The 19,507-nt window shown below is 66.4% G+C and carries 14 protein-coding genes and 1 rRNA gene; 4 read left to right on the top strand and 11 right to left on the bottom strand.

Annotation, left to right across the window (positions count from 1 at the left end; all coding sequences use genetic code 11):
- Window positions 1–110 precede the first annotated feature (110 nt).
- A 5S ribosomal RNA gene (gene rrf / locus P5W99_RS34395) occupies window positions 111–224 on the top strand.
- Between the two features lie 184 nt (window positions 225–408).
- Here rrf and P5W99_RS34390 read toward each other — a convergent pair.
- From P5W99_RS34390 to P5W99_RS34375, 4 genes are all read right to left on the bottom strand, one after another.
- Window positions 409–1,529 (bottom strand): IS3 family transposase gene (locus tag P5W99_RS34390; protein WP_434665780.1). Its coding sequence is split into 2 segments (ribosomal slippage): window positions 409–1,271 and window positions 1,271–1,529, totalling 1,122 coding nucleotides; the frame shifts between segments, so codons are not numbered across the junction.
- Window positions 1,530–1,891: 362 nt separating this feature from the next.
- Entirely contained in the window at window positions 1,892–3,868 is a 1,977-nt protein-coding gene (gene rpoD / locus P5W99_RS34385) for an RNA polymerase sigma factor RpoD (protein ID WP_421028262.1), read from the bottom strand.
- A gap of 479 nt (window positions 3,869–4,347) precedes the next feature.
- Entirely contained in the window at window positions 4,348–4,719 is a 372-nt protein-coding gene (locus tag P5W99_RS34380; protein ID WP_434666640.1) for a GFA family protein, read from the bottom strand.
- A 353-nt stretch (window positions 4,720–5,072) separates the two neighbouring features.
- Window positions 5,073–5,408, bottom strand: coding sequence for a helix-turn-helix domain-containing protein (locus P5W99_RS34375; protein ID WP_213308937.1), 336 nt, complete (start codon window positions 5,406–5,408; stop codon window positions 5,073–5,075).
- Between the two features lie 79 nt (window positions 5,409–5,487).
- Between P5W99_RS34375 and P5W99_RS34370 the strand changes: the two genes are divergently transcribed.
- From P5W99_RS34370 to P5W99_RS34360, 3 genes are read left to right on the top strand one after another with little or no spacing between them, the layout of a single operon-like run.
- A complete protein-coding gene (locus tag P5W99_RS34370; protein WP_421028261.1) occupies window positions 5,488–6,600 on the top strand; it encodes a hypothetical protein in 1,113 nt (370 codons plus the stop codon).
- Window positions 6,548–6,805, top strand: coding sequence for a hypothetical protein (locus P5W99_RS34365; RefSeq protein WP_421028260.1), 258 nt, complete (start codon window positions 6,548–6,550; stop codon window positions 6,803–6,805). The genes P5W99_RS34370 and P5W99_RS34365 overlap by 53 nt, the downstream gene beginning before the upstream one ends.
- Before the next feature lie 48 nt (window positions 6,806–6,853).
- On the top strand, window positions 6,854–7,720 hold the full coding sequence (locus P5W99_RS34360) for an SAM-dependent methyltransferase (RefSeq protein ID WP_421028259.1): 867 nt from the start codon (window positions 6,854–6,856) through the stop codon (window positions 7,718–7,720).
- A 35-nt stretch (window positions 7,721–7,755) separates the two neighbouring features.
- On the opposite strand, the gene P5W99_RS34355 is transcribed toward P5W99_RS34360, so the two are convergent.
- From P5W99_RS34355 to P5W99_RS34325, 7 genes are all read right to left on the bottom strand, one after another.
- Entirely contained in the window at window positions 7,756–7,962 is a 207-nt protein-coding gene (locus tag P5W99_RS34355) for a hypothetical protein (RefSeq protein WP_421028258.1), read from the bottom strand.
- The gene (gene bcsG / locus P5W99_RS34350; protein WP_421028257.1) at window positions 7,963–9,558 is read right to left on the bottom strand and encodes a cellulose biosynthesis protein BcsG; all 1,596 of its coding nucleotides are present in this window, start codon (window positions 9,556–9,558) and stop codon (window positions 7,963–7,965) included.
- A 42-nt stretch (window positions 9,559–9,600) separates the two neighbouring features.
- Entirely contained in the window at window positions 9,601–12,204 is a 2,604-nt protein-coding gene (bcsA, locus tag P5W99_RS34345) for a UDP-forming cellulose synthase catalytic subunit (RefSeq protein WP_434665775.1), read from the bottom strand.
- On the bottom strand, window positions 12,201–13,022 hold the full coding sequence (gene bcsQ / locus P5W99_RS34340; protein ID WP_421028255.1) for a cellulose biosynthesis protein BcsQ: 822 nt from the start codon (window positions 13,020–13,022) through the stop codon (window positions 12,201–12,203). Before bcsQ ends, bcsA begins: the two co-directional genes overlap by 4 nt.
- The gene (locus tag P5W99_RS34335; RefSeq protein WP_421028254.1) at window positions 13,019–13,297 is read right to left on the bottom strand and encodes a hypothetical protein; all 279 of its coding nucleotides are present in this window, start codon (window positions 13,295–13,297) and stop codon (window positions 13,019–13,021) included. Before P5W99_RS34335 ends, bcsQ begins: the two co-directional genes overlap by 4 nt.
- Window positions 13,298–13,459: 162 nt before the next feature.
- Window positions 13,460–15,334, bottom strand: a complete 1,875-nt coding sequence (bcsE, locus tag P5W99_RS34330) for a cellulose biosynthesis protein BcsE (RefSeq protein ID WP_434665770.1) — start codon at window positions 15,332–15,334, stop codon at window positions 13,460–13,462.
- 73 nt (window positions 15,335–15,407) lie between these two features.
- The gene (locus P5W99_RS34325; RefSeq protein WP_434665767.1) at window positions 15,408–19,385 is read right to left on the bottom strand and encodes a cellulose synthase subunit BcsC-related outer membrane protein; all 3,978 of its coding nucleotides are present in this window, start codon (window positions 19,383–19,385) and stop codon (window positions 15,408–15,410) included.
- Window positions 19,386–19,507: the final 122 nt, after the last annotated feature.

Below are 19,507 nucleotides of genomic sequence, written 5' to 3'. Positions count from 1 at the left end.
GTTGTGCCGGAAACAACACAACCCCAAGAAACAGCACCTCTTTACGCTTCTTCCCGATTGGCTGTGGCGCCAGGTTCACCCAAACCCGTGCGACGCAGCAACCCGTCATGCCTGATGACCATAGCGAGCTGGTCCCACCCCTTCCCATCCCGAACAGGACCGTGAAACAGCTCCACGCCGATGATAGTGCGGATTGCCCGTGTGAAAGTAGGTAATCGTCAGGCTCCTCATGCAGTATGTCCAGAACCCCGGTGGCTCCGAATGAGCGCCGGGGTTCTGGCGTTTAGGCGCGTGGAACGGATTACAGGAATCAGAAACTATAAACGTCAGGACGTCTGCAAGCAGGCGCGAATATCTTGAGTGACCTGCCCCCTTCAATAGGGCCAACGGGCTTCTAGCAAAGTCCCTTTAAACCAGCTCCTGGATAGCGGCAGGAGCATCCGCTGTTGCTCGATGTTTCGCCGCAAACTCTGCTGGCGAAAGGTAGTTCAGTGCGCTGTGCGGCCTTTCCTCGTTGTAGTCCTGACGCCATGCCGCGATGACAGCCCGAGCGTGGGCGAGCGTCGTGAACCAGTGCTCGTTAAGGCATTCGTCGCGGAACTTGCCGTTGAACGATTCGATGTACGCATTCTGCGTTGGCTTGCCCGCCTGAATCAACTTCAGAGTGACGCCGTTCGCATACGCCCACTGGTCAAGCGCGCGGCTCGTAAATTCGGGTCCCTGGTCTGTTCGCACCGCCTTGGGATAGCCACGGAAGCGAGCTGCGCGGTCCAATGCCCGAGCGACATACAAGCCTGAGATGCCGTGGTCGACGACGATGTCGACAGCCTCTTTCGTGAAATCGTCGACGATGGTCAGGCATTTCAGGCGCCGGCCGTTGGCAAGTGCATCCATCACGAAATCGATTGACCACACCTCATTGGGTGCGCTCGGCAACGCCAGTTGCTCGCGCTCAATCATTACGCCGTGGCGCCTGCGACGGCGCCGCACAGCCAGCCCTGCCTCACGGTACAGGCGATAGACGCGCTTGTGATTGGCGTGTGTGCCTTCGCGTTCCACCAAGGCGTGCAACCGGCGGTAGCCGAATCGACGACGTTCGTGCGCCAACTCCACCAGACGCGCCGCTAGCATAGCGTTCTCGTGGTCCGGCTTCGCGTCGTAATGCAGAACGCTGCGAGAAAGCCCGACAAGCCGGCAGGCGCGGCGCTCGGAGATGTTGACCTTCTCCCGAATCGCCGACACTGCTTCGCGTTTGGCTTGCGGGCTCAGGGCTTTCCCTTGACGACGAGCTTCAACGCTTCCATATCGAGCATGGCTTCGGCCAGCAGTTTCTTCAGCCGCGCATTCTCCACCTCGAGGTCCTTGAGCCGGCGGGCTTCCGAGACTTCCATGCCACCGAACTTCGCGCGCCAGGTGTAGAACGACGCGTCACTGAATCCGTGCTTCCTGCACAGTTCCTTGACCGGCATGCCGGCCTCGGCTTCCTTCAGAAAACCGATGATTTGCTGTTCCGTAAAGCGTTTCTTCATGTTCGTCTTCTTCTCTGAAAACGAACTTTACTAGACTCCGATTGGCCCTGTTTGGAGGGGGCAGGTCATGAGTGCAATGCAATACCGGAGCACATCGATGTGATTGTCCCGGTTCATCATGCTCGGGGGGATTCGAGTCAGACCGAAACCAGATCATGCAAGCGGTGGCGCTACTGATCCTTGCGAATCAGTTCGCAGCACATACTCGCTGTGTGTTCCGTAGTCGCGTTCATGCTTGCTCGCTAGTCGGTTCTCTACCAAAGGACTTGGCATTTGTACATTGGCCGCCAAACAAAAAGCCCGTCACTCGCGTGACGGGCTTTTTTCAATTCATCGCCAAATAACCGCGGCGATAAAACCGCTTACCGTTCGAGGAACGGACGCAGCTTGTCTGCGCGGCTCGGGTGCATCAGCTTGCGCATTGCCTTGCTTTCGATCTGGCGGATCCGCTCACGCGTGACGTCGAACTGCTTGCCCACTTCTTCGAGCGTGTGATCGGAAGTGGTGTCGATGCCGTAGCGCATACGCAGCACCTTCGCTTCGCGCGGGGAGAGCGCCTTGAGCGCCTCGTCGATCGCAGCGCGCATGTTCGCATGGATCGCCGCATCGGCCGGCGAAGCCGAACCTGCGTCCTCGATCATGTCGCCGAGCGTCGCGTCGCCGTCGTCGCCCACCGGGCTTTCGAGCGAGACCGGCTGCTTGGCGATCTTGAGGATGCCGCGCACCTTCTCCTCAGTCATGCCCATGCGCGCGGCCAGATCGGCCGGATGAGCTTCCATGCCCGTCTGCTGCAGAATTTCGCGCGAGATGCGGTTCAGCTTGTTGATCGTCTCGATCATGTGCACCGGCACGCGGATCGTGCGCGCCTGGTCGGCGAGCGCGCGCGTCACGGCCTGACGCACCCACCACGTGGCATACGTCGAGAACTTCCAGCCGCGGCGGTATTCGAACTTGTCCACGGCCTTCATCAGGCCGATGTTGCCTTCCTGGATCAGATCGAGGAACTGCATGCCGCGATTCACGTACTTCTTCGCGATCGAGATCACGAGACGCAGGTTGGCCTTGACCATCTCGCCCTTCGCCTGACGCATCTTGGCTTCGGCGGCGGTCATGCGGCGGTTGATGCCCTTGATCTGCTGGAGCGACAGCGACGCGGCCGCTTCGATCTCAGCGAGCTTGCGTTGTTCGGCCTGGATGGCCGGCAGGCTGCGCTCGATGGCGGGACCGTACTTGCTCGATGCAGCGGCAGCACGCACGCCCCACTCGAGGTCGGTCTCGTGCCCCGGGAACTGCTCGACGAAGGCTTCGCGCGGCATGCCGCAGCGGTCCACGACGATCGCCAGCACATTGCGCTCGATTGCGCGGATCTGCGCGACCTGCTCGTGCAGCAGCGTGCACAGGCGGTCGATGGTGCGGGCCGTGAAGCGGATAGGTGCGAGCTCGCTCTGGATGTCCGCGCAGATCTGCATTTCTGCGGCCGACGCGCGCGCATTCGCATCCGATGTGCACGCCATCTGTTCGAAGAGCGCGCGTACGCGCGCGAAGATCGCCAGGCTGTCGGCCTTCAACTGCGCGAGCAGGGCTTCGTTGGCCTTGCTGTTGTCGGCATCGTCGTCGTCGCCGTCCTCGTCGTCCGAATCTTCTTCGTCCGATGCCTGGGCTTCGACTTCTTCGTCCGCGTCGGCGTCGGCCGCTGCGGGTTCCTGCGCGGCTTCGTCGCTGCCGATGCCGTCGACGAGTTCGTCGATGCGCATCTCTTCGGCGGCAACGCGGTCCGCGTCGGCGAGAATCGTCGCGACGATCGACGGGCAAGCCGCGATCGCCTGGATCATTTCCTGGAGGCCGTCTTCGATGCGCTTGGCGACTTCGATTTCGCCGGCGCGCGTGAGCAGCTCGCTCGAACCCATTTCGCGCATGTACATGCGCACAGGATCGGTCGTGCGGCCGAATTCCGAGTCGACCGTCGAGAGCGCGACTTCAACTTCCTCATCGGCTTCGTCGTCGGCCTGCGAGTCTGCACGCGTGTCTTCGTTGAGCAGCAGCGTGTCGGCGTCGGGCGCCTGCTCGTAGACCTGCACGCCCATGTCGTTGAACGTGGCGACGATGGTTTCCAGCGCGGCCGTCTGCGCGAAGTTATCGGGCAGGTGGTCGTTGATGTCGGCGTGGGTCAGGTAACCGCGTTCGCGGCCGAGCTTGATGAGCGCACGCATTTGATGCTGACGCTTTTCGAGTTGCGAGCCGCCGTCCAACTGAGTCGTATCGCCGGTCTTGTCCTTGGCTGCGCGGCGGGCGGGGCGGGCAGACGGGGCCAGCGCGTCTTCCCGGTCATGGCTTGTCAATACAATCTCCTCGAAAGGAATTGCCCAGCGTGGGCAAAAAGGGTCACGCGCCAGCGGCGTGGCGTCCTGGCGATGACGAAAAATTGCAGGGGAGTGGGCGGGGGCGCGTGCCGGTCCCGCCGAGCGAGCGCCAAACGCACAATGGCATGGCGGCCTGGATTTTCGTGCAATGCAGAAAGATCGCGTATGGTAGTGCGTTACGCCACGTGAGGCAACCGTAATCGTCGCGTCGGCGCACCAGACAGGCTTGTCCGGGGTCGGAACGAATTTGAAAGGTTGTCAAAATGGTGTTTTGGGTGCTTCGCGGCTTTCCATGCGCCCGGTTAGACTCGATTTCCGCACGGTGGTTCGCACATTTTGTTGCACCTGCGAAATGTCTTTCGCCGCAGTCGATCCCCATTATGTCGACTGCAACGCACAACAATAAGAAAACAACGTGTGGCCATGCGTTTGCGTTGACTGTTACGCGTTCGAGCGCGTTATGACGGGAATTCGTCGTACTGCGGCAGCGTGTCGGCGATTTCGTGCCATGGCGCCCTCGAGCCAACAAAGATATGTCCTTGCGGGCGAATGGAGGGCGTGTCGACGAGCGTGCCCATCGTCACACGGGCAAACGCCCCTTCGCGCACCACCGAATAGAGCAGCGAGCCGCAGTGCCGGCAATGAACGTCGTGTGCCGCGTCTGCGTTGCCGTGGATGAGCAGATCGTTTTCGCCTCGTTGGAGGCGCAGGCGCAGGCGCGTGCGCTCGGTGCCGGCGCACGGCTTTAAGGCCGATCCAGTGGCACGCCGGCATTGCGAGCAATGGCAATTGAAGGCGTAACCGAATGCGTCGTCGACTTGGTAGCGCAGGGCGCGGCGCGGACGTTGTCAGCCGACGTTGCATTCATGGGAACCTGGAAGCAAACGAAACGTTACCGACGCGCTGCATCGCGCATTGCCGTCTTGTTTATAGGCGAGCTTCGCGAAAAGCAGCGGCACGCTGTGCAATAGCCGGCACAGGGCGAAAGGTAACTGCATATGGGATTTTTGGCCTGTTATCCCGGCTTGCCGCACGCCGCGACCGCGCTGCAAGGCCTCTGGGAGCCGTTTTCAGCCCATTGGCGTGTCTTTTAGTCAGTTGATGTTTCACCAACCGGGCACCATTGCTGCGCGCCTATCCCAAATCCGGTTACCTGACGCATCGCCATGCGCGGCCATGGTGACTAGCCGGGCCGTTCCCTCAGATCCTTCAATCCCTTGATCACGACGAGCAGCGCTCGGCCGTGCTCCTCCGAGCCGTCCCACACATCGACGATGGCATTGCGCAGCAATTCGTTATAGGCGGCCGCATGCCGCGACGCGGGCTTCACGCCATAGAAACTGCATAGTTTATTGAATGACGCACTCCGGCGCAGCCTGCGGCCGTTCGACAGCCGCAGCCGCGAGACCGTAGGCTGACTGACTCCAGAAAGCCGCGCAATTTCACTTGACGAGCGCACGTCGGCCGATAGCTGGCGCAGCAATTCCTGAACGGGAAAATCGGTGTCTGGGGCTTCCATGTCATGCATTATACCTATACAGTAACGTTTATTGAATTGCTCGCCGGATTGGCGGGCGCGCTGCGTTCCGAGGAAGTCGATGGCACTGAAACACCTACCGCCCACGTTTTGCTGGTCCAGGATTGGATCGGAGACGGGGGAAGATCTCCCCACGATCGTCCTTCGCAAGGAGTGGGAGCGGCGCCTGGGCGGCGGGCGGTTTCTGTGGGGCATCAATCAGTCGCTCGGCAACAGCGCGCAGGTTGCCGCGCTGCGCACAGGCTCGCTGCTCGCACTGTTTTCGCCGGCGGCAAGCCGTGCACGGGTGGCGGACGTCAAGCGCGAGGACGCGCTCGTCTGGAATGCATGGGTGGACGCGAGCGGTCAGGTGCGGCCGCTGCCGCCGCACATGTTCGTCACGAGCCGCACGCGCTTTCCTTCGGGCAAGCCGCGCGATCATCACTACGCGCTCGTGTGCGCGTCGCCTGCGGAGCTCAGCATCGGCAGCAGCCTGCGCGTGCAGCCCGAGCGTTTGCGCAGCGTGAGCACGGCGAAGGCGCCGTGCGCTTCGCAGAGCACGGTAGTGGTGGACCGCGTCGAGCGCGCGGCGCCCAGGGCGGGCGCGGAATTCGGCGCTGGGGGTTATCCGGTCGCGTTTGGCGTGGAGCTCGAGGCGCCGTATTTCGTGCGTCTTGCGCAACCCACGCGCGTAAAGGCGCGCGATATGGCGGCGCTCCACGAAGCGGTCCGCAATGGCGACTTCGAGACCTGGCTGGAGCTCACGAAGCGTCTGCGCAGCGCGGCGCCGGCGCAGCATGCGCGCGGCGTGACGAGCGATCTCTTCGATTTGCTGGCGAAGGCGCGCGACCTGGGCGCGGTGCGCTCGATTGCGCGCGATACCGATTTCGACTCTTGTGCGGAAATGTCGCGCAGCCGCCGCAGCGAGACTTTGGCGCTGCTGGCGCGCGGCGTCACGCGTGACCTCTTCGCGCGCGATCTCTTCGATATCGCGCCGGCGGAGTGCACGACGCCTGTGAGGCGAGGCAGCGGCCCCCGCATCAGCGGCGCCACTTTCGGGGCTACGGCAAAAGAGACGTCCTGCGGGGCGCAAGGCGATTTGCTGCGCGGCACCGACTGGACGCAATTAACGATGGAGCTATATGGCGATCAACACCCGTTCAAGCGAGGCGGAGGCCGCCCGACGCTTTCTTGAGGCCAGCCGCAACGTCGATCAGGCATTTCGCGCGATGCGCGCCGTGCATGACGAGGCGGACGACTCAGCTCCGGCACTCGCCTGCGGCGAGGCCCAGTCTCGTCTCGACCTCGCGCTCGACGAACTGGCGCGCGCGCAGGCGCTGTTCGATTCGGTCGCGCGCGTACAGGGGCGGCGGCGCGCGCAGGGCGGAATGAATGCCTGAGCAATCGCACCGCCTGCGCCCGACACGCCCGGCGGGCGGAACGCCACGATGACACAAGAGGCCGCGCAAACCGGCGTAGGCCCCATGGCGCTGGTAGCCGTCGAGCAGCGGCTCGAGCCCAATCGGCGCATCGTCGACGATGATCTCGCCGCCGCGCTGCTGCCCGCGCCCGCGCGCCTGCTCATTGCGTTGATGGGCTCGCGCACGGCGGCGCGCATGGCCGCGATAGCCGAGCGCAAGTATCCGGGCCTGTGGGGCGGCATGCTGTGCCGCAAGCGTTATATCGACGAAAAGCTGCTCGAAGCCCTTCCACAAATGGAGGCGTTCGTGAATCTGGGGGCAGGTTTCGACACTCGCGCCTATCGGCTGCTGCGCGATACCGGCGTGCATGCATGGGAACTGGATCAGCCCATCAATATCGCAGCCAAACGCAAGCGCCTCGCGAAGCGCTTTGGCGCGATACCGTCATTCGCGACGCTCGTGGCGGTCGACTTCGAGCATCTCGCGCTCGACGCCGTGCTGGCCGCGCAAGGCTATACACGCAACCGGCGCACCTTTTTCGTCTGGGAAGGCGTCACGCAATATCTCGATGAGCCAACCGTGCGGGCGACGCTTGAAATGCTCGCGCGGGCCGCGCCTGGCAGCCGCCTCGCCTTTACCTATGTGCGCAGGGATTTTCTCGACGCAAACGTGCCACAGGGGCAAGAGGCGCTTTATCGCCGCTTTGTTTCGCCGCGGGCGATCTGGCGCTTCGGCCTCGATCCCGAAGCGGTGCGCGCGTTTCTCGCGCTTTATGGCTGGCGCGTCATCGAACAGCCCGAGCCCGACGCGCTCGCACGCCGCTACATCGCGCCTGCCAGCCGCCCGCTCACCTGCATGCCGATCGAGCGCACGGTCTACGCGGAGCGCGTCTAGCTGCTCCGGTACGCTAAACGCCACGCGCTGCCGCGCTATCCAGGCGGTCCCGCTTTGAGTTCGAGCAGTTGCGCGACGAGCGGCCAGCGTCCGGCCGCTTCCTGCCAGGCATCCTCGGCCTGCACGTCGAAATAGCGTTCGGCGTTCACGCCCTCGACGAGCCGCGCGAGTGCGTCGATATCGCCAGGCAGCGCCGCATGGCTGCGCGCACGCCGTCCGTTCAGCCAGTCTCGCAGCGCCATTTATTTGCTTCCCTCCACCCAGACGCCGTCCGGCGTATGGATCACGTAGCCTGTAGGCGTGGTCATCATCACCGTGCCTTCGTTTTCGCCCACCATGCGCGTTTGCGGCAGGTTTGCCGCGTACTGCGCGAGCGGCTGCGCGCCAGGCAGGAACGGGCTGTTCGCGACGAGGTTCGAGAGCAGTTGCGCGAGCGCGAGGAAGCTCGTGGGTGTATCGATCGTGACCGCGCCGCCTGCGTGCTCCGTGCCCGCGGGCAGACCCACTACTTTCACGCCCACCGGCACGTGCACGATGTTCGGCGTGGCGATTTCGCGCATGCCCGCGATCTGGTTGTCTTCGCCGCGCAGCGCCGCGCCGTGTTCCGGCACGAACACGATCACAGCCTTGCGGCCCGACTGCGCGACGAGCTCGATCAGCTTGTCGACGTCGCCGAGCAGCGATTGCAGGCGGATCGGATAGGACTGCAGGCTGGTGAGCTTCGCGTTGGCGCCGGGCATGCGGTTGCCATCGTGCATTGTCACCGTGTTGTAGTAAAGCGCGACCGGGCCCTCGCTCGCGGCGAGGCGCTGCTTGTACCAGCGCGCGAGCACGTCGTAGTCTCCCGTGAGCGGCGAGCCATCGAACTCCTTCATGGCCACGGGCAGGCCGTCGTTCGTGGGAATCGTCACGCCCGGCACGCCGATTTCCTTGATCACGGTGCCGCGGAAGTCGTCGAAGCGGCCGTTGTGGTTGAGCAGCGCGTTCGGCGTGTAGCCGGCCTGCGCGAGCTGCGCGAACAGATGGCATTCGGGCGGCGCCGGGTCGTAGAGCCCCTTGTGGGCTTCCTGCCCGCAACTCGCGCGCAGCACGCGGATGGCCGCCGGGCCGCTATAGCTCGCAGCGGAGCTGAAGTTCGTGAAAACGTAATCGAAGCGCGAAAACAGCGGGTTGTTGCGCATCTTCGCGACGTCCATGTCGTCCCACGAAAGCGAGCAGATATGCACGACGATGATGTCGAACTGCGCGTTCGTATCGGTCGTGAGCGGCGTGAAGTTCACATGGCGGCCTTCCTCGTTGGCGCGGAACGCGGCGAGTTGCTGGTCGTAGCTGCCGACCTGGTCGTTGCGCGGCTCGTCGTTGGAGCCATTCCCGTTATCGCTGTCGTTGCCGTTCTGGGCGAGCGTACTGGTGGCGTTCGCGATCAGCGTGCCCGTGCCCTGCCACAGCGGCACCGCAACGAGCGCGATCAGCACGAAGGTCGTCACGCGGATCCAGCGGTTGATGAGGAAGTAAAGCAGCAGCGCGAGCACGGCGCTTACCGCCATCGAAAGCGAGACGACGCGTCCGGTCAGCTCCAGCATGTACCCGGGCGTGAAGGTGAGCAGCACGGGGAGCTGCGAAATCGCGCGGCCGATGGGCGGCATGTCCGACTCGTGATAGACGAGCGCGATGCCAGCGATCGCCGTGAGAACGTTGCGCGCCATGCGCAGCCCGCGCTTTTTCACCGGCAGCAGCAGCGCAATGGCGAACAGGATGTTCAGCAGCCAGTCCGCTTTGAGCTTGCCGAGCGAGTAGAGGTGCAGCTTGGCGATGAAGTAGAGATTCCAGAGGCCCATGTTCGGTCGCGTTCCCGCGTGAATTCCGTGTCGTGTTGGCTGTTATGGCTGGCGAGCCGGGTTGTTCCGCTCGGGCCGGCGTCGCGTGAAGAGGTTCTCGAGCGCGTCGAAGAACGCATCGATGAGACGCAGATAGCCCTGCCAGCTCAGCGTGATGAGCTCGACGAGTCCGTTGAGCGGCGCGTCCTCGCGCGGGACGTCTTGCCAGTCGAGCCAGGCGTCGGCGCGGCCGAAGGTGCACTCGACGAGGCGGCGCTCGCGCTCCACGGTCAGGTTCTCGAAGCGCACGCCCAGATGGCCGCCTGCCAGACGTGCGACCACCGCCGGGAAATCGTGCTCGAGCGTGCCGCGCGAGAGGCACACGTTCACGCGCTCGCCGGCCGCGAGCTTTTCCTCGCGGGCTTCGGCAGGCAGCACGAGGCCGAGGCCCCCCATCGAATAGTTCTCGGTCTTGCAGGCGAGCGTGCGGCCGTCGGGCAGCGTGAGCATGGCGGGCACGCGCAGCGGGATGCGGTGCGCAACGCGCACCTGGCGCGCTTCCTTGGCCACGCCCACCGCGAGGCCGAGCACCGTGAGGTTCACGAAGGCCCAGAAGAGGTTCATGAACACGGTGGCGGGCTCGTCGCTTTGCCAGATCGTGAGCCGTCCGATGCCGGCCAGCACTGCGAGCACGTTGATGCCGAGCAGCACGAGATACGGCGTCGAAATGGTCCAGTCGAGATAGTCGCGCTCGATGTGGCCGCCCTTGGCGGTCACGTTGAACTTGCCGAGCTTCGGGTTGATGAACGCCATCGTGGTGGGCAGCGCGATATACCAGGCGAGCACGCTCTCGTAGGCTTCGGCCCAGAACGAATGCCGGTACTGGCCCTGGATGCGCGAGTTGGCGATGGCCGAGATCACGAGATACGGCAGCACGTAGGCGAGGATCACCGGTGCGGGCGTGTTGATTACGTGCAGTCCGAAGAACAGGAACGAGCATGGCATCACGAGGAAGATCAGGCGCGGGATGCCGTAGAAGAAGTGCAGCATCGCGTTGCTGTAGCACAGGCGCTGGAAGAACGACAGCCCCTTGCCGAGCCACGGGTTGTCGACGCGGAAGATCTGCGTCATGCCGCGCGCCCAGCGGATGCGCTGGCCGATATGGCCCGCGAGGCTCTCGGTTGCGAGGCCCGCGGCCTGCACGGTGCGCAGGTACGCCGAGGTGTAACCCGCGCGGTGCAGGCGCAGCGAGGTGTGCGCGTCCTCGGTGACGGTCTCCACTGCAATACCGCCGATCGACTCGAGCGGCTTGCGCTTGATGATGGCGCACGAGCCGCAGAAGAAAGTGGCGTCCCAGAAGTCGTTGCCGTCCTGGATCAGGCCGTAGAACAGGCTCCCTTCGTTGGGCACGCGATGGAACGTGTCGAAGTTGCGCTCGAACGGATCGGGCGAGAAAAAGTGGTGCGGCGTTTGCACCATCGCGCATTTGGGATCCGCGAGGAAGGTGCCCACCGTGCTTTGCAGGAACGAGCGCGTGGGGATGTGATCGCAGTCAAAGATCGTGATCAGGTCGCCCTGGGTGAGCGGCAGCGCATGATTGATGTTGCCGGCCTTCGCGTGCGAGTGTTCCTTGCGGCGGATATAGCCGATGCCGACTTGCGCGGCGAAGTCGCGGAATTCGTCGCGGTCGCCATCGTCTAGGAGATAGACGCGCAGCTTCTCGCGCGGCCAGTCGATCGTGCTGGCCGCGAACACCGTCGGGCGCACGACCGAAAGCGGCTCGTTGTAGGTCGGAATGTAGATGTCGACGGTCGGCCAGTCGGCGGGATCGTCGGGCAGCGGGCTCGGCTTGCGGCGCAGCGGCCAGGCCGTCTGCACGTAGCCGAACACGAGCACCACCCACGTATAGACCTCGGCGGCGAACAGCACGTAGCCCACGAAGGCTTCGGCGGGGCTCGACAGATGCAGCGTCTGGGTGCTGCGCCACCAGATGTAGCGGCCCGTCATGAGGATCGAGAGCATCACCATCAGCATGGTGGCGAGATGCCCGGGAATGCGGCGCGCGACCATGACCATGAGCCACACGAGGAAGAACAGCAGCACCTGGCTGCCGAGCGGCAGGGGCGTCGTGCAGATCGCGACCGCTGTCCCGAACGCGAGCCACAGCAGGCACTGACGCAGGAACGGCACGCGGTCGAATGCGGCGGAGACTTGTTCGAGGCGCGCGCGGATGCCGTCCCAGTCGATGGTGGGCAGCCGCGACGCGAGTGCGGTGCGGTCCTTCGCGGCGCGCCGGTAAATGGGCTCGAGGCGCGTGTCGAGCCATACGCGCAGCGCGATGCGCTGCGGATGCGTCTGCTTGTGCAGCTTGCGCAGGTCGGTGGCAAGACGCTGGCGCTCGCGCCGCGGGCGCAGGAACAGACGCAGGAGCCATGCGCGCTTGCTGCGGTCCTGGCCCATGTCGAGCTGCCCGGCGATTTCGCGGCCCAGCGCCGCGAATGCGAGCGCCGGCCAGTCGCGCTTGCCGGGGCGCGGTGGCCGGAAGAACAGGCGCAGCAGCCATTGGTCGAACGCGGCGTCGGCGGCGACGCTGAGCTCGCGCGCGCCAAGCTGGCGCAGGCTCGCCCAGAACGCTGTCCATAGCCTGATTGCCTGGGCTTGCATCATCGGCCGGCTCCGGTTGCGCCTTCGGGCGAGCGGTCTTGCGGCGCGGCTGGCGCCTGGGTCGACCAGTGCGAGATCCACGAGGCGATGCCGTTGAGATCGTGAGCGGCCTGCGAAGCGGGCGCGCTCTTGCAGAAGTTCGCGCCGCTCGCGAGCGCGGCGGGCACGCCCGTGTCCGCGTGCACGAGATACGGCAGCATGGCGGGCCCCAGGCGCGCGCGCAGCAGCGCAACGAGATCGGTGTGCAGCGGCCGCGCGGGCACGACCGCATTCGCGACGAATACGGCACGCTTGCCGGTGCGCTCTAGTGCCGAGACGAAGCGCGGCAGCGTCGCGCAAGTCATGGCGTCGGGCGTGAGCACGCCGAGCACGAGATCGGCCGCATCGATCGCCTGGCGTGCATGCGCGCTGGGCCACGGCGCGGCGTCGACAAGCGCGATGGCGTGCGCCGACAGATCCACGCGCGCCAGCCGCTCGCGCAGCCAGTAGCGGTGGGCGGCGAGATGGGCGGCGCCGTCGTCGCTGTCTTCTGCTTGCGGTGCGCTGCCCCACGGGAGCACGAGCACGCCATCGTCGCTTTGCAGTGCGGTGTGGGCCCAGCCGTCGCTGGCGGGATTCGCACCGCCTTGGTTCGCCAGACTCGTGGCGAGGCCTGCGCGCGCGCTTTGGCGCAGACCGAAATGCAGCGCGAGCACGTTGCGGGGATCGCATTCGACGGCGAGCGCGGCGTGCTTGCGCGCAACCAGGAGGCTCGCGAGCGCGGCGGCGAGCGTCGTGCGGCCCGCGCCGCCCGTGGCGGACACGATCGCGATAGTCCTCATGAGCGTGGCTCCTCCGCAAGGTTGGCCGCCGTGGCGGAACTCGCGTGGGGCGTGGGCGTCGTGGGCACGATCGAAGGCCGGTGGGTGACGACATCGGTGCGGCGCTTGCCGCGAATCACGAGCGCGCCCAGTTGCGGCGGCAATTCGAGCGGCCGCTCGCTGGCGGGCTTGGCCCAGTTGGGCAGGAAACGCCCGAGGCGCAGCCGCCACGTGAGCCACCAGAGCGGCGCAGCGAGGATCAGCCCCCAGATGAAATAGCCCAGGAAGGTGGTCATGTCGGTCTCCGCCGGGCCGCCCCAAGGGGACCGACGGCCCCCTCGGGGGGCAGCGAACGCAGTGAGCGTGGGGGTTGTTTCATATCGGTCTCCGCCGGGCCGCCCCAAGGGGACCGACGGCCCCCTCGGGGGGCAGCGAACGCAGTGAGCGTGGGGGGTGTTTCATGTCGGTCTCTTTAGCGGCAGCGATACCGGTCGCGGTTCGGCGCGCGGCGCTTCGTTGCCGCGCAATTGCCACTCGACAGGCGCATCGGTGGCGGCCATGGATGCGGGGAGCGCCGGCAGCAGGCCGCGGGTCTGGGGCGTGTCCGGCGCGCTTGCCGCCTCTCCACCCGTCGGCGCTTGCTGCTCGCCCGGTGTCGCGGCCGTCGGTGCGGAAGTCGGTGCGGCAGGCGCATTCAGCGCGAGCCAGCCCGAATAATCGGGCGGCGTTTGCCTCTCGATCTCGTCGGTCAGCGTTTCGAGCAGCGCCGTGATCGAGTTGGGGTCGCCGCAACGCTGCTCGCCCTGAAAGAGCTCGGCGAGCGGGCGCTTGAACACGCGCTGCAGCACCGCGTCGGCGTCGCCGATGCGGCAGGCGAAGAAGAACACGTAGAGGCTGTCGCCCGCCGCGCTCATGATGTCGCCCGCGCGGCGCTGCACGCAGGCCTTGAGCGCGTCCACGTGCGCCACTTCGGGCATCAGCGCGAGGCGGATCAGCACGCTCGGCAGCTGGATCACGCGGCTGCGCTCCACGGCGGCGCCCACGAGCTCGACGAAGCGCGCCGCGCTCACATAGCCGGTCTCTTCGCCGTGCATCACGCCGGCGAGCGCCTGGCGATAGTCGGCGGGCACGGGACGCGAGTACACCTGGCCCTGCAGGCTCTCGACGATCGCCTCCACCTGCGAGAGCGTCGTATGGCGCGCCACGACGCGGTTCGCGCCCAGATTGAGCATCAGCGATTCGTAGCGCATCGCCACGGCTTCCTCGCGCACGATGATCTTGAGCGCGTTGCCGCATTGCAGCCGCAGCGTATGGACCTGCTCGGCGAGCAATTCGAGCTGGCGGTTCGCGCCGAAGTCGAGGATCACCGTGGCGGCGACGGCGGTGCGCGCGGCCAGCAGCGCGGCCTCGTTGTCGTCGACCACCTGCCAGCCGGGCGGCACCACGCGCTCGTTGAGCACGGCGTCGCGCGAGACGATCACGCGGCCCTCGTCGGGTGCGAGCAGGCCCACCTCGCCGATCGAGCGCTCGAAGGTGCCGCCCGGGTTCGTGACCATGAGCCGATGATCGATGGCCGCGAAGCGCAGCGGCAGCGACTGGCTGCCGAGCACCGCGACACCTGAACGCCAGAACGCCACTTCCCAATGGAACTGGCCCTGCGTTTGCAGCAGCTGCGCCGCGCCCGCGAAGCGCGCCTGGAACGAGGCGAGCCCGGTCTGCTCGTCGCTTGCGCCCGGTGGCTCGGCCACGAGCAGCACGCCGTGGCGGTGCTGCATGCACCAGTTCGCGAGCTGCGCGCCCTGGCGCGCAAGCGTGGCGGCGTTGTGCCAGGCAAAGAAAGCTTCGGCGCCTTCGATATAGAACTGGCTCGCGGGCGCCGCGCACTGGTTGGCGAGCGCGTCGAGCGCCTCGATCAGCACTTGCGCGCCGTCGCGCTCCGGGAGCGGCGTGAGCGAACAGACGTTGGCCCGGTGATGGGTCGCGCCGGGACGGTCGATGTCGATGCCGTGATCGCGCAGCGTGGCCGCGATGCTCGCGCCGTCGCGCGTGGAGAGCACGTTCGCGGGGCCTCCGAGCGCGGCGGCGGCGGTTTGCCAGAACAGCGCGTCGCGCGCGGGCGACGCGCTGGCGTAGACGATATGGACCTGGCCCGGGCCGAGCGCGGCGAGCGCGGGCGGCAGGCCCTCGATGGCCAGCGGCGCGCGCTGCGAGAGCCGCGCGAGCAGCGACGGATGCGGTTCGCGGCCGGCGCGCTCGCCGCGTGCGCCAGTTGACGGCGCGGCGGTTGCGGGGGGCGCTGGTTCGGATCTGGAGGCGCGTGCGGGCTCGCTCATCGTCGTGTCTCGGGCAGCGCGGAGTGCGTCGGACGCTTCATCAAAAGCTTCATCGAAAGCTTCATACAGTGTCTCAATAATCCGAGTATGGCCTTACCGGCGTCGGCGGGTACGGCACCGGGCCGTGCTGCGGCGAGAAGAAGTAACGCAGATACACGAGGCCCACGTTCGGCGCGTAGTCGTGCGAGCGGTCGATCCGGAAGCGTCCGCCCGCCACGAAATGCGGCGTGATGCGGTATTCGAGCGCCGCTTCGATGGCATAGCTGAAGCCGCCGCCCGAGCCGCCGCCGAAGTACGGGTTGCCGGCCAGCGCCTGCAGATCGGGGTGGGTGGGGAAGAACGGCGAGCGGTCCTCGTTCGTGAACGACACGCCGACGCTGCCGTAGATTTGCCAGGAGAGCTTCTGGTAGCGGCCCTTCCAGTCGAGCGGAATGCCGACCGAGAAGTAGCTCTGCGGGCTGTAATAGCCGCCGTTGCCGAAGGTGTAAAAGTGCTCGTTCTTCGAGTATTGCCAGTAATTGAGCGTGAGGCCGCTCGACACGTCCTGATCGGGCCGCTTCCACACCGACCAGTCATAGCCGCTGCGGACTTTGAACTCCTGGTTGGTCGGCACGTTGGAGCCGGTCAGCAGGCCGAAGCCGACGCTCGTGAACAGCGTGCCGGGGCCGAAGTCGTGTGCGCCGCGTACCGTGGCGCTGTTGCGCACCACGCCGCCCCAGGTCTCGCCGGTGACCGGATCGCGCCCGCCCGCGTAGGACACGAGGCTGCTGGTCATGGCGCGGCGTGAGACGTCGAACGACAGCGAAGCGCGCGAAAAGTCGTAGCGGTACTGGAAGCCGCCCAGCACGCTCGTGATCGGGAAGCCGAGCGGGGTGGAGCCGAGATCGGCGCGCCAACTGGTGTTCGCGCGGCTGTACTCGTAGCCGGCCGCGAGCGCGACGCCCGTGGCGGTCTCGTTGATCGCGGGAATATGGGCGTTGCCGAGCGCCGGGGCCTTGCCGTAGTCATAGATGCCTTCGCTTCCCGCGGGCAGCGCCCCGGCATTCAGATAGACCGTGTCGGCGTGGAAGAAATAGTGGCCCGTGTAGCCGTTCGGAATCCGTACGTAGAGCGGAATTTCCGTGGCATGCAGCTCCGAGATGCCGGGGTCGCCCGAGAGATTCGACTGGTACCACTCGGTCGCGACCTGCCCCTGGCGGCGGTCGTCGAGCCCCTGGAGCGCCCGGCTCGCGGAGGTCAGGCCATCGGTGCCGGGTTGCTCGCCTTCAACTCGCTCCTGCGCGAGCGAGGTGCGGTAGAGGCTCGCCGCCTCGTCGTAATCGCCGCGCGACTGCGCCACGCGCCCAGCCTGGACGGTAATGTCGGAGCGCTCGGGGTAGCGCGCGCGCAACGCGTCGACCACGTCCTGCGCCTCCTGGTCGAGCCCCTGTGCCGTGAAGCGGCGCGCGATCGACAGGCGCGTGTCCACGTCGTCGGCGGGCGTGTCGACCAGCACCTCGCGCACCATGTCGACGGCCTCGCGCCCGCGCCCCATGCGCTCGAGCATGCGCGCCACCGTCAGGCGCGCATCGGCGTCGCCGGGCTGCTGCGCGAGCACCTGTTGCGCGGACGCCATCGCGCCCTTGTAGTCGCCCTTCGCCTCGAGCAAGTCGGCCTGCTCCAGCAGCCAGCGGCGGTTCGACTTGAGCCGGTCGGGCACGGCGTCGAGCGTGCGCTGTGCGCTCGCCAGATTGCCGCGCTCGATCTGGCGGTCGGTCGCACGCAGGGCGAGGCGCAGTTCCTGGTCGTCGAGGTTCGCACGGTCCTTGTCGCTGAGGCCCGGGCGCTCGCGCGTGGCGTCGATCCACCTGGCCCAGTCGTCGTCGCGATTGGCGGCGGCGAGCAATTCGCCGTAGCGCACGCGCGCGCCGTTGGCCGACGGGTCGTTGGGGTGCGCCGCGAGCCAGTCCTGCACGAGCGCGAGCCCCTTGTCCGTTTCGCCGATGGCGATCCATTCGCGCCCCACCGAGGCGAGCATTTGCGGGTCGTTGGCCGCGTTGGCATCGGCGGCTGCGGCATCGAGCGCGGCGCGCGCTTCGTCGTCCTTGCCTTGCGCGATCAGTTGGCGGGCCTCGCGGAGCTTTCGCTGCGCCAAGAGATTGCCCATCAGCTCGCGCATGCCGGCGCTGCGCGCGGCGGCCGGCACGGCGTCGAGCTGGGCGGCGGCGCCCTCTATGTCGTCCACCGAATTCAGATAGAGCGCTGTGGCGTAGCGCATATCGGGCGACGGCGAGATCTTCTGGCCATCGTCCATCACGTCGCGGCCCAGTTTGGCCAGCCCAAGATCGCGATACAGACGCGCGAGCGTGAAGCGCGTCCATGCGTCGTCGGGCGTGAGGCGCACGGCGTCTTCAAGCTTGGCGATGGCCGGGCTCTTACGGTTTTCGGCCAGCAACTGGTCGGCTTGCAGCGAGAGCAGATCGGCGTGCAGGCCCTTGAGCTCCGCCGTGGAGCCCGTGAGGCGCGGCGCCGTCGCGGTGATGAGCGGACCGATCTCGCTGTCCCGATGCGTGGCGCGCAGCACGGTCACGAGGCTGCGCAGCGCGTCGATGTCGGGTGTTTTCGCCTCGACGAGCGGGCGCAGCACGCTTTCGGCCTCGGCCCAATTCTGCCGGGCGATGAGTGAATCGCCGAGGATGCGCGCGGCGTCGGCGTTGCCCGGATCGAGCCTGAGCGCCTCGCGGGCGAGCGTCTCGGCTTCTTCGGGCTTGCCTTGGGCGTTAGCGGTGCGCGCCTTTGAAATGTTGCCCCAGATCGTCGCGGTTTTTTCGAGGCTGCGCCACTTGCCGGCGTTGTCGGAGTCGAGCTTCGCTGCGCGCGCAAACAAAGCGCGCGCTTCGTCGTGGCGGCCCTCGCGCAGGCGCACGAGACCGAGGCCGCCGAGCGTCGCGCCGTCGTTCGGGTTCGCGCGCTGGGCCGTTTGCAGCGAGGCTTCGGCCTCGTTGAGATCGCCGCGCTGAAGCTGCGCGAGGCCACGATCGCGCGCCGCCGCGCCGGGACCCGCTGGGCGCGCGCGCGCGGTGCGAGCGCCGCCGCCCGAACCATTGTCCGAAGCGAGGCTCGCCGGCGGCGCATAGTTTTTGCCGCTGGCCGCCGCCGCGTTGGCCAGCGCCACGCCTTTGGGACCGAGCTTCTGCGCGAGCTCGGCGACGGTTTGTTTGGCATCCGTATCGTCGGGGACTTCCTGGAGATAGCGCTGATACCAGATGTAGTAGGCCGGGTCGTCGCGGCCCGCGCTGTTGAGCGCGCTGCGCCAATAGGCGAGCGCGTTCGCGCGGTTGCTGTCCTGGCGGCGGTAGACGCGGTAGATCAGGTTCAGCCCTTCGATGCGCGTGCTGGCGCGATCGGTGAGCAGGTCGCCCAGCGTCAGCGCCCCAACCGTGTCGTTCGGGTTCTGCTTCACGCGGGCGCGCAGTTCGTTGATGGCCTGCACGCGGCCATCGGTCGTGCCGGCGATGATGCGGTAATAGTCGCGCGAAAAATCGCCCTTGGGCGCGCTGTTCGGGAACAGCTTGCGGATGCGCGCGGCAGCTTCCTCGCTTTTTCCCGCGCTCGACAGCAGACGGATTTGCGCGAGTTCGTTGCGATCCGTCGTGGCGAGGCGGTAGGCGTCGGCGAGCTCTTGGGTCGCGCTCGCATTCGGCGCGACTTTCCTTAGCTGTGCCAGGATCTTCGCCGCTTGCGCCGGGTGGTTCGAGCGCAGCTCGATCTGGCCCATGAGCGCGAGCGCGTCGGGCTGCTGCGGATTGAACAGCAGGGCTTTCTGCACGAGACCGCTGGCGACGTCGGGGCGGTTCTTCGCCATCCACATGCGCGCCGCCGACAGCAACTGTGCAGCCTGCGCCGAGGGCGCGGCCGCGTTCGCGGCGGGCTGCGGGCCGTTCTGCGCGCCCGGCGCGTTCTGCGCACGCGCGACGCACGGCAATGCCGCGATCAGGAGTGCGAGCAGCGGAGTGAGGCGCGCGGCGAAGCGCGGGGACAAGCCCGACGGCAAGGTCGGTGACAAGCGCATTGACAAGCGCATTGACAAGCGCATTGACAAGCGCATTGACAAGCGCATTGACAAGCGCGGTGACGAGCGCGGTGACAAGCGCGCGCCAAAGCATGCGCTCGGACGCGGCGCACCCGCGCACC

This window comes from Paraburkholderia sp. A3BS-1L, from assembly GCF_051125215.1.
In the GTDB taxonomy this organism is placed as follows: domain Bacteria; phylum Pseudomonadota; class Gammaproteobacteria; order Burkholderiales; family Burkholderiaceae; genus Paraburkholderia.
This window is presented reverse-complemented; position numbering and strand designations above follow the sequence as displayed.